General features: G+C 72.4%; 12 protein-coding genes and 1 pseudogene. 6 read left to right on the forward strand and 7 right to left on the reverse strand.

Features of this window, described 5'->3' with window-relative positions; translation table 11 throughout:
- Positions 1-105: 105 nt before the first annotated feature.
- The 3 genes from SCWH03_RS22795 to SCWH03_RS22805 are packed head-to-tail and all read left to right on the forward strand — an operon-like array spanning position 106 to position 3,187.
- A complete protein-coding gene (locus SCWH03_RS22795) occupies positions 106-1,173 on the forward strand; it encodes a FecCD family ABC transporter permease (protein WP_254076961.1) in 1,068 nt (355 codons plus the stop codon).
- Positions 1,170-2,306 (forward strand): FecCD family ABC transporter permease, encoded by a 1,137-nt coding sequence (locus SCWH03_RS22800; protein WP_173266163.1) that lies wholly within the window; start codon positions 1,170-1,172, stop codon positions 2,304-2,306. Before SCWH03_RS22795 ends, SCWH03_RS22800 begins: the two co-directional genes overlap by 4 nt.
- A complete protein-coding gene (locus tag SCWH03_RS22805) occupies positions 2,303-3,187 on the forward strand; it encodes an ABC transporter ATP-binding protein (protein WP_173266164.1) in 885 nt (294 codons plus the stop codon). The genes SCWH03_RS22800 and SCWH03_RS22805 overlap by 4 nt, the downstream gene beginning before the upstream one ends.
- A 235-nt stretch (positions 3,188-3,422) precedes the next feature.
- Here the strand turns inward: SCWH03_RS22805 and argB are convergent, their stop codons facing one another.
- Positions 3,423-4,346, reverse strand: coding sequence for an acetylglutamate kinase (argB, locus tag SCWH03_RS22810; RefSeq protein ID WP_254076962.1), 924 nt, complete (start codon positions 4,344-4,346; stop codon positions 3,423-3,425).
- A gap of 74 nt (positions 4,347-4,420) precedes the next feature.
- Positions 4,421-4,692: pseudogene (locus SCWH03_RS29350) on the reverse strand (N-acetyl-gamma-glutamyl-phosphate reductase); the annotation flags it as partial.
- A 323-nt stretch (positions 4,693-5,015) separates the two neighbouring features.
- On the opposite strand from SCWH03_RS29350, the gene SCWH03_RS22815 reads away from it, so the two are divergent.
- On the forward strand, positions 5,016-6,680 hold the full coding sequence (locus tag SCWH03_RS22815; RefSeq protein ID WP_173266166.1) for an N-6 DNA methylase: 1,665 nt from the start codon (positions 5,016-5,018) through the stop codon (positions 6,678-6,680).
- A gap of 47 nt (positions 6,681-6,727) precedes the next feature.
- On the opposite strand, the gene SCWH03_RS22820 is transcribed toward SCWH03_RS22815, so the two are convergent.
- From SCWH03_RS22820 to SCWH03_RS22835, 4 genes are all read right to left on the reverse strand, one after another.
- Positions 6,728-8,875 carry a DEAD/DEAH box helicase gene (locus SCWH03_RS22820; RefSeq protein ID WP_173266167.1) on the reverse strand — a complete coding sequence of 716 codons (2,148 nt, stop codon included), beginning with the start codon at positions 8,873-8,875 and terminating at the stop codon, positions 6,728-6,730.
- Positions 8,876-8,914: 39 nt separating this feature from the next.
- A complete protein-coding gene (locus tag SCWH03_RS22825; RefSeq protein ID WP_173266168.1) occupies positions 8,915-10,123 on the reverse strand; it encodes an McrC family protein in 1,209 nt (402 codons plus the stop codon).
- A complete protein-coding gene (locus SCWH03_RS22830) occupies positions 10,120-11,970 on the reverse strand; it encodes a DUF4357 domain-containing protein (protein ID WP_173266169.1) in 1,851 nt (616 codons plus the stop codon). Before SCWH03_RS22830 ends, SCWH03_RS22825 begins: the two co-directional genes overlap by 4 nt.
- A gap of 271 nt (positions 11,971-12,241) precedes the next feature.
- Positions 12,242-12,715: an ATP-binding protein gene (locus SCWH03_RS22835; RefSeq protein WP_173266170.1), complete on the reverse strand. Its 474-nt coding sequence runs from the start codon at positions 12,713-12,715 to the stop codon at positions 12,242-12,244.
- A 163-nt stretch (positions 12,716-12,878) separates the two neighbouring features.
- Here SCWH03_RS22835 and SCWH03_RS22840 point away from each other — a divergent pair, with 163 nt between their 5' ends.
- Positions 12,879-13,748 (forward strand): helix-turn-helix domain-containing protein, encoded by an 870-nt coding sequence (locus SCWH03_RS22840; RefSeq protein WP_109296460.1) that lies wholly within the window; start codon positions 12,879-12,881, stop codon positions 13,746-13,748.
- Positions 13,745-13,930: a DUF397 domain-containing protein gene (locus SCWH03_RS22845; protein WP_173266171.1), complete on the forward strand. Its 186-nt coding sequence runs from the start codon at positions 13,745-13,747 to the stop codon at positions 13,928-13,930. Before SCWH03_RS22840 ends, SCWH03_RS22845 begins: the two co-directional genes overlap by 4 nt.
- A 17-nt stretch (positions 13,931-13,947) precedes the next feature.
- Here the strand turns inward: SCWH03_RS22845 and SCWH03_RS29680 are convergent, their stop codons facing one another.
- Positions 13,948-14,079, reverse strand: a complete 132-nt coding sequence (locus SCWH03_RS29680) for a hypothetical protein (RefSeq protein ID WP_272491111.1) — start codon at positions 14,077-14,079, stop codon at positions 13,948-13,950.
- Positions 14,080-14,373: the final 294 nt, after the last annotated feature.

The raw sequence follows: 14,373 nt of genomic DNA on the forward strand, positions 1-14,373 counted from the left end.
GTCGGCCTTTGCCGTCCCTGCCCCATCTTCTCTGACTGTTACTCATCGGGTACTCATCGGGTACTGATGCGTACTCATGCGGGCTGCCAACGGGGGGAGTCGCGGTTGTCGGTCGAAGTCCACGCGGAACCCGGGAGCAGGGCCGACGCCTCGGCCCCACAGCAGACCCGGCGGTCCGCGGCCGCGCTCCGCGGGGCGGGACTCGTCCTCACCCTGGGCGCGCTCTTCCTCGTCGGCCTGCTCAGCGTGTGGGTGGGAACCCGGGGCATCCCCTTCACCGCGACCTGGAGCCTGCTCTGGCGGCCCGACGGCTCGGAGGCCTCGGTCATCATCCACGCGTACCGCATCCCCCGGACCCTCCTCGGCCTCCTGGTGGGAGCGGCCCTCGGACTCTCCGGCGCGCTCATGCAGTCGCTCACCCGCAACCCGCTGGCCGACCCCGGACTGCTGGGCGTGAGCCTCGGCGCGTCCAGCGGAGTGGTCGCGGCCATCGCCTTCCTCGGTGTGGGCGGTGTCCTCGGCTACGTCTGGTTCGCGTTCCTGGGCGCCGCGCTGGCGTCCGTTCTCGTCTACGTGCTGGGCTCCCTCGGACGCTCCCTGGCGACCCCGGACCGCCTCGTGGTCGCCGGAGCGGCGGTGACGGCGGTGCTCTTCGCCCTCAACTACGCCGTACTGCTCATGCACCCGCGCGCGTTCGACCAGTTCCGGTTCTGGACCGCCGGGGCTCTGGCCGGCCGGAACATCGACGTCGTGCTCGTCGTTCTGCCGTTCGTCGTGGTGGGCCTGCTGCTCGCGCTCGGCCTCGCTCCCGCCCTGAACGCCCTGGCCATGGGCGACCAGATGGGCCGCGCGCTCGGGGTGAACGTCGGCCGGTCCCGGGCGCTGGGGCTGCTCGCCGTCATCCTGCTGTGCGGGGCGGCGACCGCCGCGGCGGGCCCGATCGGCTTCGTCGGCCTGGTGGTTCCGCATGTCGCCCGGTTCGCGGTGGGCACCGACCAGCGTTGGGTGCTCGCGTACTCGATGCTGTTCGCCCCCGTCCTGCTGCTCGGGGCGGATGTCCTGGGACGGTTGCTGGGCGCCCCGGGCGAGATCCAGGTCGGCATCGTCACCGCCTTCCTCGGGGCCCCGCTGTTCATCGCGCTGTGTCGTCGCCGAAGGCTGGTCATGCTGTGACTGCCGCACGGGAGACGGGGGCTCCCGCTCCGGACCCGCGCCCGACCCCCGCGGCGTCCACCGCCCGTCCGGCGTCCCCGGCGCCGTCCCGGATGGTCACGGGGCGGGTCGTCCGAACCCGCAAGGGCGGGCTGTCCCTGCGTGTCCACGGCCGCGTCCTGGCCGTGACGGCCGCCCTGCTCGGCGCGCTCCTCCTGGTCGTGGGAACCACCCTGACCACCGGTGACTTCGAACTGTCCGCCGGCGAGGTGGTCCAGACCCTCACCGGCAACGGCTCCGGGGCCGCTGACTTCATCGTGCACACCCTGCGCATGCCCCGGCTGCTGACCGCCCTGTTCGTCGGCGCGGCCCTTGCGGTGAGCGGGGCGATCCTGCAGAGCCTGACCGGTAACACGCTGGGCACGCCCGACATCATCGGCTTCACCAACGGCTCGGCCACCGGCGCCCTGCTGGTCATCGTCGTGTGGCACGGCAGCATGACGCAGATCGCGCTCGGCGCGCTCGCCGGCGGGCTGGCCACCGCGGCCGCCGTCTCCCTGCTGCTGCTCGGGCGCGGCCTGGGGGGGTTCCGGCTGGTGGTCGTCGGTATCGGCGTCAGTGCGCTGCTGCTGGCCCTCAACTCGTATCTGATCACCCGGGCCAGCTGGCAGGAGGCGCTTCAGGCGCAGGCGTGGCTGGTGGGAAGCCTCGGGAACCGCGGCTGGGTCCACGCGAACGCCATCGGCCTGGCCGTGCTCCTCCTGCTTCCGCCCGCGTTCCTCCTCGCCCGCCGCCTGTCCGTGGTGGAGATGGGCGACGGCATCGCGACGGCGCTCGGTGTCCACGTGACCCGCACCCGTGCCACCCTGCTGGCCATCAGCGTCGCACTGGCCGCGTTCGCCACCGCGGTGACCGGGCCCATCCTGTTCGTCGCGCTTGCCGCACCACAACTGGCCCGGGGGCTGACCCGTTCGCCCGGTCCCGGCCTCGTGCCCTGTGCCCTCATGGGGGCCCTCCTGCTCGCGGTGAGCGACCTGGCCGCGCAGCGCCTCTTCGCGCCCGCGCTCCTCCCGGTGGGAACGGCCACCGGGACCATCGGCGGGCTGTACCTCATCCATCTGTTGATCACCGAGTCGCGAAGGAGCCGCGCATGACCGGACCGAACACACCGGCGCCGCGTCTGCGCGCCGAGGACCTCACGCTCTCCTACGACCGGCGGGAGGTGGCGCGTTCCCTCGCGGTCGACATCCCCGACGACTCCTTCACAGTGATCATCGGGCCGAACGCCTGCGGTAAGTCCACCCTGCTCAAGGCACTGGCCCGGATGCTCAGGCCGAAGGCCGGCCAGGTGTACCTCGACGGACAGGCCATCGCCTCGTACCGGTCCCGTGAAGTGGCCCGCCGGCTCGGGCTGCTCCCGCAGTCGTCCAGCGCGCCGGGCGGCATCACCGCCGGCGACCTCGTGGCGCGCGGCCGCTATCCGCACCAGCGACTGCTCAAGCAGTGGTCCCCGGAGGACGAGGAGGCCGTCGCGGAGGCGATGCGGCACACCGGTGTACGCGAACTCGCCGACCGGCCGGTGGACGACCTGTCCGGAGGCCAGCGCCAGCGCGTCTGGCTGGCCATGGTCCTGGCCCAGCAGACCTCCATCCTGCTGCTTGACGAGCCCACGACCTTCCTGGACATCGCCCACCAGGTCGAGGTGCTCGACCTGTGCGCCGAGTTGCACGCCCGCAGGGGGCACACGGTCGTGGCGGTGCTGCACGACCTCAACCAGGCGTGCCGCTATGCCACCCACCTCGTCGTGATGCGGCCCGGCGGCACGATCGCCGCCGAGGGCGATCCGGCGACCGTCATGACCGCCGAGCTGGTGGCGGACGTCTTCGGACTGCCCTGCCGGATCATCTCCGACCCGGAGACCGGCACGCCGCTGGTGGTGCCCGCGGCACCCAGGCGGTTCGAGCGCGAGGACACCCCGGATACCGGCGCCCCGGACGCCACCCCCGCCGGCGCCGTGCTGGCCGAGACCCTCTAGCGACGGACGGACTGCCCATGATGCTCTCCACGAGGCTGACGAACGCGAACATCCCCACCATGGACCCGGCCCGCAACGCCCGCGTCCTGGCCCGCGCCCTGTAGGCGTCAGCCCCCGGGGTCGCGCAGGCCGGCGGGGAGCGGGCCCGCCTCTCCCCGGGCCGGTGCGGCGACGACCCCGGCCGTCCGCATGGCCGTGTGCCGGCACCGAGTGGGCGGGGTGGCTGCTTCCGCGTTCATGCGCGGGCCTCCCGGTGGGCGGGGGAGCTGTCGGACGGCCCGTCCGGGACGATCGTGGTTCCCTGGGCCTTCTCGGAGAACAGGCCGTGCAGCACGGCCTGCGGCATCCGCCCGTCGAGGACGTGGGCCCGGCCGACGCCCGCCCGCACAGCCCGAAGGCAGCCCTCCATCTTCGGCACCATGCCGCTCGCGAGCTCCGGGAGCAGATCGCCCAACTCCGTGGCCGTCAGCCGCTCGATCACCTCCGTGCGGTGCGGCCAGTCCGCGTACAGGCCGCCGACATCGGTCAGCACCACGAGCCGGTCGGCGCCGAGGGCGGCGGCCAGGGCGGACGCGGCGAGGTCTGCGTTGACGTTGTAGACCTGGCCGTCCGTGCCGCGCGCGATCGGGGACACGACCGGGATGCGCCCCTCGTCCAGAAGCGCCCGCACGGTGTCCGGCGACACGGCCACGATGTCGCCCACGAGACCGATGTCCACGAGCCGCCCGTCTACGGAGGCCTGGCGCCGTACGGCGGTCAGCGTGTGGGCGTCCTCGCCCGACAGGCCCACGGCGAAGGGGCCATGGGCGTTGATCACGCCGACGAGGTCCCGCTGGATCCGTCCCGTCAGGACCATCCGGACCACGTCCATGGTCTCCGGGGTGGTCACCCTCATGCCCCCCTCGAAACGGACCTCAAGGCCGAGCCGGTCGAGCATCGAGCTGATCTGCGGGCCGCCGCCGTGCACCACGACCGGCAGCAGACCGGCGTGCCGCAGCTCCACGACATCCCGTGCGAACGCCTCCAGGAGCGCCCCCTCCACCATGGCGCTGCCGCCGAACTTCACCACGACCGTGCGGCCTTGGAGCTCCTCGCGCCAGGGCATTGCCCCGGGCAGCGGTTCGGCTTCCGTGACCGGTCGCGCGACTGCGGTCCCCATCTGTGTCCCCATCCCGTTCGTGATGTGCAGGCGCTGCTCTCGTGGACGTACTCGGCCGTCGGTTCGCTGCCCCCGTCGGCCGCCGCACCGGCCCGGAGCCGTGCCGAGCGGCTCGCGGGAATGCCCCGCGGCAGGGGAGCCGGCGTCGGGGTGAAGGGCGCGGTCACGCGCCCGCCGGCCACGCGGGAGAGGTGCTGTGTGAGTTCGGGAGTGTGCCGGTGGCCGCCGCCGACCCCGTACGGGCTCATCGCTCCCTCACTCCGGAGCCGAGGAGGTGCGGCGTGAGCGACCGGCCGGCGCCCGACGTGCCGCCGGCTGCGACGATCGCGGCCCCGGGATCCACCAGCCGTGGGCCCGGCAGGGGCGGCGGTGGCGTGAGTGCTCAACGGGACCCCATCTGGCACAGGTTGAAGCGGTGGTCTTGATCCGTCGGCGCGCCGGCGCCCTTGAATTGAGGCAAGGCTAACCTTATTTCCGCCTGGCGTCCCGTCCGGGCGGCGGGAGTGGAACGTGATGCGCACCACATGAAGAGGCGCGCGCGGACGGGGGAGCCGGCAGATCGCCCGGCGGCTTTTCCCCGCACTGCGTTTCTGGTTCACACAGCGATATGTTGACGATGTCAACGCGTTGTGTAGATCGCCGATCAATGCTGTCGTGTACGCTCGTGGTATGGGTAACGTGGACGGTGACTCGCCGGACCGGCTCGTTTCCGGCTCGGAGCTTGCCCGCTTCGCGGGGGTGACACGGGCAGCGGTTTCCAATTGGCGTCGACGCCACGGCGATTTCCCGCTGCCCGCGGGTGGCGGTGTGAACAGTCCCCTGTTCTCCCTCGCCGAGGTGCGGGCGTGGCTGGACCGGCAGAACAAGGGGCACGGCGTCTCCGACGAGGTGCGGCTCTGGCAGGCGCTGCGGGCCGCCTACGGCGAGGAGAGCGTGGCCGCCGTCGCCGACGTGGCCCGGCATCTGGCCGGTGCCGAGCCCGCGCCGGATCTCCCGGACGACGCGGCCGGACTGGCCGGCCTGCTCGCGCGCGCGGCTTCGGCCGCCGCCGTCGTCGAAGGGCTGGTCGCGAGGATCACCGATGCGGCAGGCAGGTCCGGCTCGGACCATGTCACCTCGCGGCGGATCCTTCGAGCCGTGCGGCACTACGGAGGAGGCTTGCGCGAGGGCGCCACGGTGCTGGATCCCTCCTGTGGCATCGGCAGCCTCCTGCTCACCATGGGATCCGCCGCCGAGACGAAACGATTCGGGCAGGAACGGGACCCCCGCCGGGCCCGCCTCGCTCAGCTCCGCGCAGACCTCGCCGGACACACGGCTTTCGTCGTCACCGCGGGCGATTCCCTCCGTGCGGACCGGCTGCCGGAGGTCCGGGCCGACCTGGTGGTCTGCGACCCGCCGGTGGCCGTCACCGAATGGGGCCGGGAGGACCTGCTCCTCGACACGCGCTGGGAGTTCGGTACACCCCCCAAGGCGGAAGGCGAGCTGGCCTGGCTCCAGCACGCCTACGCCCGCACCGCGCCCGGCGGGCGGGTGCTGATGGTGATGCCCGCCTCCGTGGCCTACCGCAAGGCCGGCCGCCGGATCCGGGCCGAACTCGTACGGCGCGGCGTCCTCACCCGGCTCATCGCCCTGCCCCCGGGTTCGGCGGCCTCACACGCACTTCCCGTCCATCTGTGGGAGCTCACCCGGCCGTCGGCCACCGGCACGGCGCCCGGATCCGTGCGTCTCGTGGATCTGACCGACAACCAGCCGGACGGGCCACTGGACCCGGCCCCCCACCAGGTGGCGCAGGTCCCGGCGGTCGAGCTTCTGGACGACGCCGTCGACCTGACTCCCGGACGCTACGTGCGCGCGGCGCACCGCGACTACCGGGCCGAGTACGAAGCCCTGAGGGCCCGGCTGGAGGACCGGCTCGCCGGACTCGCGGAGCTCCTGCCCGTGCTCGTGGAAGGGGCGGGAACCGCGGCGCTTGAGGCGCCCACGGTCAGCGTGGGAGAACTCGCCCGGGCCGGTCTGGTCGAGTGCGGCGACGACGACCTCAGATCGGCGAGCGACCAGCTGGACGACGCCTACCTGCGGGGGTTCCTGCGCAGCTCGGCGAACACCAGGCGCTCGACCAGCGCCAGCGGCACCTACCGCTTCGACGCACGCAGCGGCCGGGTGCCGCAGATGGACATCGAGGCCCAGCGCCGTTACGGGCGTGCCTTCACGGCGGTCGACGCCTTCGACGAACGCATCCGAGAGCTCGCGGAACTCGGCCGTGAGGCGGTGGAGCTCGCGCGCGAGGGACTCGGCAGCGGCGGACTCCTGCCGCCGGCCGACCCCACCGGCTGACCTCCCCGCCCGTCCACCGGGCGGCGGGCGGGCGGCGGGTGGGCGGATCAGGCCGCGGAATCCGCCGCCCGCGGAAGGAACGGGCTCGACGCCCCGGTCCAGGACACATACAGCGCCTCCCTGGCCCGGGTGCACGCCACGAACAGCAGGCACCGCTCGCGCAGCAGGTCGGACTCGTGCTGCAGCGCGTCGACCGACGCGGGCGTGACCTCGCGGGCGAACGGCAGGGAGCCGGCCGTGACCCCGAGCACCGCCACGCAGCGGAACTCCAGCCCCTTCATGGCGTGCATGGTCGCCAGCCGCACCCCCTCCGCGTCCGGACCCGGGTTGTCCCGCACCCGCACCACCGGGATGCCGGCCGCCGACAGCTTTTCGCGCACCCTGCCCAGCAGCAGGTTGAACCGGGCGCACACACCGATCTCGGAGGGACGCACACCCTGCGCGATCCACTCGCGGATCCGCTCCACCAGCGCCTCGACTTCCGCCTGCTCGGAGCCGGACCGCTCCGCCCGCGGACGGCGGCCGTGCAGCACCGAGCGGTACCCGGCGAGGCTGTCCGAGCCCGCACCCCCGAGGTCCTCGACCGCCACCGGCGCCAGGATGCCCGTCGACCAGCCGAGGATCTCCTCCGTGCTGCGGTAGTTGATCCGCAGCCGGCTGGTCCGGCCGGTCACCGAGATGCCCAGTGAACTCAGCGACACCTTGGAGTCGTAGATCCGCTGGTGCGGGTCTCCGGTGATGAACAGGTCGTCGTTGCCGTGCGCGACCGCGCCGCGCAGCACCCGCCACTGGGCGGGGTGCAGGTCCTGGGCCTCGTCCACCACCACATGGTCGTACTGCGGCGTCCCGTCCGCCAGGAGCCGGGCGGCCCGTGTGCAGACCCGCAGGTGCGTGGTGGTGTTCTCCCCGGCCAGGATCGCCTCGAACAGCTCCACGGCCGGCCACAGCTGCTCACGGCGAGCCGCGGACAGCGCGCTGCCCCGTCCGCGGCGCAGGGCCGTGCGGTAGCCGTCGAGGTCCCGGATGTCCTGGGCCAGGACGACATGCCGGTACTCCTGCGCGAGGAACTGCTCCGACCACGGCAGCTGGAGCCGCTTCAGCACCCGCTGCCAGACCTGCCGCTCCTCGCGGTCCCCGACAGGCGCGGGTGCCCGGCCGCCCTGCCCGGCCGTGATCCGGTGCGCGAAGGCGTTCACCGTGGTGACGTCCACCCGGGCCAGCAGCGCCTCGTCGCCGTCGAGCAGCAGGGACAGGTTCTCGCGGAGCGCCTGGGCCAGGGCGTTGGTGTAGGTGGTGAGCAGGATGCGGGTGCCTGGGGACCGCGACAGCAGATGCTTCACCCGGTGCAGGGCGACCACCGTCTTGCCGGTGCCGGGTCCGCCGGTCACCTGTACCGGGCCGCCGTACGACACCCGGTACGCGACCCGGCGCTGCGAGGGGTGCAGGAACACCCGCCAGGCCGCGAACGGCTTCCGCAGGACCTCGGTCAGCTCGTCCGCGCCGGTCACCAGGGTGATGCGGCTGGTGGTGTTGGCGATGGCCTCGGCGAGGCTGGCGTCCGGGTCGGGGCCGGGATCCGCGGGCCGGCGCACCGCCACGACGTCCCGGTACACCTCCTCGGGGCTGAACCCCTCGGCGAGGTACTGCAACGCCTCGAACTGGTCCTCCGGCAGCAGGGTGCCGAACGCGTCCAGCTGCGGCTTGTCGATCACGGTCCGCACCGCCCGCAGCACCTGCTCGTCGATGCCGAGATCCCGCAGCACGCTGTTCGAGTACTGGCCGAACAGCAGCCGGGGGGCCTGGGCGGCGGCCTTCTCCAGGGCGGGGGTCAGCTGCTCGATGGCGGTGACGTTGCGCACCTCAAGACCGCGGGTGGCCTTGTTCGTCGTGTACAGCCGCTTGGCGGCCCAGGTGTACGCGTCGTCGTGCGGCACCACGTTGACCAGGAGGAACACATCGGTGCCGTCGTCGGGCGCGAGGACCACGCCGCGCCAGAAGTCGTTGATGCGGATCGTCCGCATGCGCGGGTCGCGGGCGTTCTGCACGGATTCCAGGTGCAGTCCCTTGTCCGTGTGCAGCTCGGGCACCGTCAGCTGCTGGAACTTCCGCATGGCCTTGCGTACGCCGGCTTTGACGGGCCGTTCCAGGACGTCGTAGCTCTCCCAGAAGCTGTTGGCGAAAGCGAGCTGCGGCACGGCCTGACTCCCCACCACGGGCGGACACTCACCGGCCGATCATACGGGCGGGTCAGCGCCCATCTTCCGGGACAGGGAGCCGATTTCGGCCAGCAGTCCGGCCGGATCCCTATCGAGGTCCAGGGCGTGCTGGTGCAGCCGGATCCCCGCGTGCCGCACGGTGTGGGCGGCGTGCGGGGCGTTGCCCCTGGCGTAGACGAGGTGTCCTTCCGGCAGCCCGAGGGCCGTGCAGTAGGCGAGCATCTGGTAGAGGTCGGAGTCCGGGTATCCGTCCCGCTTCCCCGCCTTGTACTTGGCATCGGCGACCACCGCGGGTGTGCCGGCCACGTCATAGGCCACGAAGTCCGGTCTCATGCGGATCGCGTCCGCCTCGTCGAGGTGGTGCGGGTCCTGGAGGCGGCAGGTGAGGCCGGAGCCGCGCAGGGCCTCGCAAAGGGCGGTCGTGACGAAGTCCTCGAAGAGCTTGTTCATGTCGAACAGGAAGCCGTCGATGGCCAGTTCGCCAGGGGTGTGCTCGGGGGAGGAGCCTTCCAGGACGGCCCGGGCCAGGCGCAGGGCGGGCCGGTAGCGCGCGTTGAGCCGGCTCGGCTGCCAGGAGGGCGGCCGGCGGCCGCGTACGAGCGGGCTCACCCCGGCGAGCCGGGAGCGCTGGTGGAGCAGCCGGCGGCGCACGGCCCGCGGTATGCCGGGCAGGCGCAGCAGGCGTTCGACGGCCGCTCGCAGGAGGCGGTTCTCGGCGATGTCGGCGGTGAACTCGTCGTACCTGACCTCGACGGGCAGCACAGCCCCGAAACGGCGCCGGACCTGGTCCGCTTCCCGGATGCGGCCGCGCACGACGAGCGCGCTCTCCTCGGTCGCGCGGTAGCCCTGGAGCGGACCCCGCCGCAGGGCCCGGTCGACCTGGCGCTCGACGGCGTGGGCGAGCGCGGGCAGCAGGTCGCGGTGCTCGCCCACGTCGACCTGCCCGTCCCGCCAGGCGCCCGTCGGATCGAGGCTGTAGCCGAGCAGGAACAGCAGCCGGCCCACCGGCACCTTGGGGGTGATGCGGACGGTGACCGGTTCACCGCCGGGCACACCGACGGCCACGGCCCCGACCTTGCTGCCGGCCCGCAGCAGCCAGCGCCCCGGGGTGTAGGGGTCGGGAGACGCCTCCACGATCCCGGCCGAGGCCAGGGCCCGGCCGGCCGCGTCGGGCAGGGTGTGCCCGGTGGCCGGGGCGTGCTCGACGAGTTCGACGGCCGTGGTCACGCGCCCGGCTCCGGCAGCGACCGGCGCAGCGCCGTCAGCCCGTACCGCTTCTCGATGTCGATGCCCTCGCCGTAGTGGTGTTCCTCCAGCAGGGGGAGGATCTTCGTCCGCCAGGTGCGCTCCAGCCCGCCGTCCCGGTACACGCCCTTCTTCATCAGGTACGACGGCCCGACCCGGAAGTCGGGGTCCTCGATACGGGCGTTGAGGGCGTCGAGGAGGCCGGCCGGTTCGGCGTCCCTCCCCTGTGCGTCGAGCCACCGCCGCAGCAGACCGCTGGTGGGCTCGGTCCCCGGGGACAGCTCCACGAACGCGAACCGGCGGCGCATCGCCGCGTCCACCAGCGCGATGGAGCGGTCCGCGGTGTTCATGGTGCCGATGACGAACAGGTTCGGCGGGAGGGCGAAGTCGTCACCGGAGTAGGTCAGCCGGACCGACTTGTTCCGGTACTCCAGGAGGAAGTACAGCTCGCCGAAGACCTTGGCCAGGTTGGCCCGGTTGATCTCGTCGATGATCAGGAAGTGCGGGATGTGCCGGTTGCCCTCGCGGGAGGCCAGGTCCGCCAGCTCCCGCAGCGGACCGGCGGTGAGCCGGAAGGCGACCTCCCCGGTCTCGGGGTGCTCCTGGGGCCGGAACCCCTCGAAGAAGTCCTCATAGGAGTAGGACGGGTGGAACTGGACCAGCTTGACCTGCTCGGGCCCGCCGCCGAGGAACTCGGCGAGCTTCAGCGCCAGATACGTCTTCCCCGTGCCGGGCGGCCCGTACAGCACGAGCTGCCGGTCGTCCGCGAGCAGGTCCCGCACCTCGCGCAGCCACGCCGTCTCGTGGACGAGCAGTTCGGCGGCCAGCTCGTCGGTCGGCTCCGGCAGCTCCGGGTCCCGCCGCACGGTGATCGCGGGGATCGCGGGGATCTCCACGCTCGGATCGCGCTCTACGGCCACGGCCGCGTCGGCCAGCTCCTCGTCGGAGAGCCCGAGGCCGTCGATGGCGGCCTGCACGGCGGTCAGTTCCACCACGTCGTGCTGGGCGGACAGCTTCTGCTGGAGGGCCTCGGGCAGCTCGTCGTACGGATGCCCCTCGTCCTGCCAGGTCACCGGGCGGCGCAGGTTGGAGCGGTGGTCCTCGGACTCGATCTGCTCGACCGCGCCGGTGATCTCCCCGACATAGAGCCGCCCGCCGGAGATGGTGCACACCGTGTCGCCGGGCTTCATCCGGGACAGGAACGCGTGCAGCTCCTCCACCAGGTCCTGCTTCTGGCTGTACGTCGCCGTCGCCTCGTAGTCCTCCCGCACCAGGACGCGGACCTCTTCCTTGCTGAGGCCCGGCGCCACGCCCTGCCGCAGTCGGGCGGCGGCCAGGCTGACGCGCCCCTCGGGCAGCCACATGCGCCGCACGAGGTCGACCCCGGTGACGTTGGAGCCGCGGACGAGCCAGGCGCGGTCGGGGCCCCCGGAAGCGCCCGAAAGGAAGTCGGCGAGGGGCCTGCCGTCCTCCGTCTTCCAGACCAGCCAGCCGTTGACCGCACTGCCCATGAGGACGGCGCCCGCCTCGGACGGGGAGTTGAACGTGATCGTGCCGGCGGTCTCCAGCCAGCCGGGCCAGGTCCGCGACGGTGTGATCCGGCCTTCCGCGAGGAGCTGTTCGCGCAGCCGATGGGCCGAGCGGACCTGCTGGAACGACGGCACGACGTCCGGGCGGACGGGCTGTCCGGCCAGGACGGCGAACCGGCGGCTGCCGTTCGTCCCCCTCTCGTCGGTGTGACGCCCGCGCGCCTCCGGCCCGCCGTTCGGCAACCGCAGGCGGAACTCCGGGTATCCCGGGTATCCCGGGCATTCGTCCGCTGTCGGCATGAGCCCCCCTCGCTCTTGTTCCGGTCGGTCGGATCACTCGCGGCCAGCGTACGGGCCCCCACCGACAGTGAGGGCCCGGACTGCCAGGGCTCCGGATCGTGCTCGCGCGGGCCGTCCCGGGGCGGCATCGCCTCCCGGGCGAGCGGACCGGGTGAGGACGGCGTCCCCGGGGGCGTAGCCGGCGGGTGCCGGGTGCTGTCCGCCGGGGCGAGCCCAAGGCGGCGCGCCTTCCTTGATCAAAGGCGTCCTCCGGCCGTGTGTCCGGAGGGGGTCAGTGGCGCCCGGGCGGGAGGTCGACCTCGGCCCACACGGTCTTCCCTCCCGGGGGATGGGGCTCCCAGCCCCAGCGGTCCGCGTACGCGGCGACGAGGACCAGGCCGTGACCGCCTCCGTCCGGGTGGTCGGCGAGGGGGCGGGAGGGGGTGGGCAGCCGCTCGCCGCGCGCGTCGGTGACCTCGATGCGCAGTGCCGGGGCGGCGGCGGTCACGAGGGGCGCGGGGGCGGCGGGCGCGATGCGCAGCCGGAGCCGGAAGTCGCGGCCCCGGACCCGGCCGTGGCGCACGGCGTTCGCGGCCAGTTCCGCCACCAGCAGTTCGGCACGTTCGGTGACTTCGCCTGGGAGGTGCCAGGTGCGGAGTTCCGTCATCGCGAGCAGCCGGGCGAGGCGGGCGCCGCGCCGGGTGGAGGACAGCAGCTGGGAGAAGGTACTGGTGCGGCCCGCCATGTGGGGGGTGGTGCGGTTCATGGGGCCACGGTGGCGGTGGCGCACGCTGTGCCGCGAGAGGCGCACCCCGTACGCGCAGTCAGCGTACGGGCACACAGGGTGGACGGTACGGTGAACCGGCTGTCACGCTGGGTGAGTCAGGCGCGGGTGGGTCCCGCGGGTACGTACGGGGAGGTGACCGCGGATGACGGTGGTCGAGAGCGACGTGGGCGACGTGGGCGAGGTGTGCGGGGACGGGGAGCGTGAGCCGGACCCGTCGGACAGTCTGCGGACGTTCGGGGCGGTGGTCCAGGCCCTGCGGGAACACGCGGGGCTCAGCCGGGTCGAGTTCGGGACCCGGGTCCGGTTCTCCAAGCACACGGTGGAGTCGGTGGAGCTGGGCCGGCGGATGCCGGACGAGGCGTTCGTGGAACGGGCGGAGGAGGCCCTGGGGAACACGGGCGCCCTGCGGAAGGCGGCCCGGCACCTGTCGCGGGGTGAGCCGGGGCTGGCGGCGTGGTTCCGGCGGTGGGCGCGGCTGGAGAAGAGGGCGGTGAGCCTGTGCACGTACGAGTGCAGGCTGGTGCCGGGGCTGTTGCAGTCGGAGGCGTATGTGCGGGCCGTGTTCGACAACAGCATCCCACTGCTGACGGACGAGCACGTGGAAGCGCAGGTTGCGGCCCGGCTGGACCGGCAGCGGATGCTGCGCGAGCGGCCGCACGTTCCGTTCAGTTTCATCGTGGAGGAGTCGGTGTTTCGGCGGAGGCTGGGCGGGCGCGAGGTCATGCGGACCCTGCTCGATCACGCGCTGGAGCACAGTGCACCGCGGAATGTGACGCTTCAGGTGGTGCCCCTGGATGCGGAGTCGCACTCGTGCTTGGATGGACCGCTGCAACTGTTGGAAACGCTGGAGGGGAAGCGACTTGCCTATTCCGAGGGGCAGCAGAACGGGCGGCTGATCAGCAGTCCACAAGAGGTGAGCCTCCTTCACCAGCGCTATGACACACTGCGCTCGCAGGCCCTAACTCCCCAAGAATCGCGGGGCTTGCTGGAGAGACTGCGAGGAGAGCTATGAGCGCGACGGAACTCGTGTGGTTCAAGTCCAGCTACAGCGGCACCCAGGGCGACAGCTGCGTGGAGGTGGCCGCTACCGAAGAGGCCGTCCACGTGAGGGACTCCAAGGACCTGACCCGTCCAGCGTTCGCGGTCGGCCGCGAAGGCTGGGGGCGGTTCGTGCGGCACGCGGTCGATCACTGATCGCGCGGCCGAGGTCCTCAGGTGAGGGTGTTGCGCATCTGCGGGCCGAGGTAGCCGATGTAGAGGCGGCTGGTCTTCGGGCCGTCGTCGTAGAAGTACAGGTGCGGTGCGATGGTGTTGCCGCAGCCATAGCGGTACGCCTTCTCCACCGTGGATTCGGCCCAGTACTACAGCCGTGAGTCGCGATCGCGGTCTCTTCGGTCGCGGGTGGCGTGATGACATCGCAGGGCTCGCGAACAGCCCGAGCACTAGCAGGAGTTCAACCGTGGTCACGCCCGGTACTACAGGGGAGCTTCGTGTCTGCTGGCCGCGTGATGCGTTGAGCCGTGCATGGAGGACGTGCAGCGGGATGTCGAGCGGTGGGACGGGTGGTTCGAGGACTTCTTCGCGCTGCTCGCCGGGTTGTGGTGCCGGGTGGAGCCACGGCTGACCGCGCGGGCGTA

Source organism: Streptomyces pacificus (genome assembly GCF_011766325.1).
GTDB lineage: Bacteria > Actinomycetota > Actinomycetes > Streptomycetales > Streptomycetaceae > Streptomyces > Streptomyces pacificus.

What these genes read in the sequence shown, in the direction of transcription:
- SCWH03_RS22830 (WP_173266169.1), bottom strand. Translation starts at nt 11,970, where the DNA reads ATGCCGACAGCGGACGAATGCCCGGGATACCCGGGATACCCGGAGTTC.
- SCWH03_RS22835 (WP_173266170.1), bottom strand. Translation starts at nt 12,715, where the DNA reads ATGAACCGCACCACCCCCCACATGGCGGGCCGCACCAGTACCTTCTCC.
- SCWH03_RS22845 (WP_173266171.1), top strand. Translation starts at nt 13,745, where the DNA reads ATGAGCGCGACGGAACTCGTGTGGTTCAAGTCCAGCTACAGCGGCACC.
- SCWH03_RS22805 (WP_173266164.1), top strand. Translation starts at nt 2,303, where the DNA reads ATGACCGGACCGAACACACCGGCGCCGCGTCTGCGCGCCGAGGACCTC.
- SCWH03_RS22840 (WP_109296460.1), top strand. Translation starts at nt 12,879, where the DNA reads ATGACGGTGGTCGAGAGCGACGTGGGCGACGTGGGCGAGGTGTGCGGG.
- argB (WP_254076962.1), bottom strand. Translation starts at nt 4,346, where the DNA reads ATGGGGACCGCAGTCGCGCGACCGGTCACGGAAGCCGAACCGCTGCCC.
- SCWH03_RS22815 (WP_173266166.1), top strand. Translation starts at nt 5,016, where the DNA reads ATGGGTAACGTGGACGGTGACTCGCCGGACCGGCTCGTTTCCGGCTCG.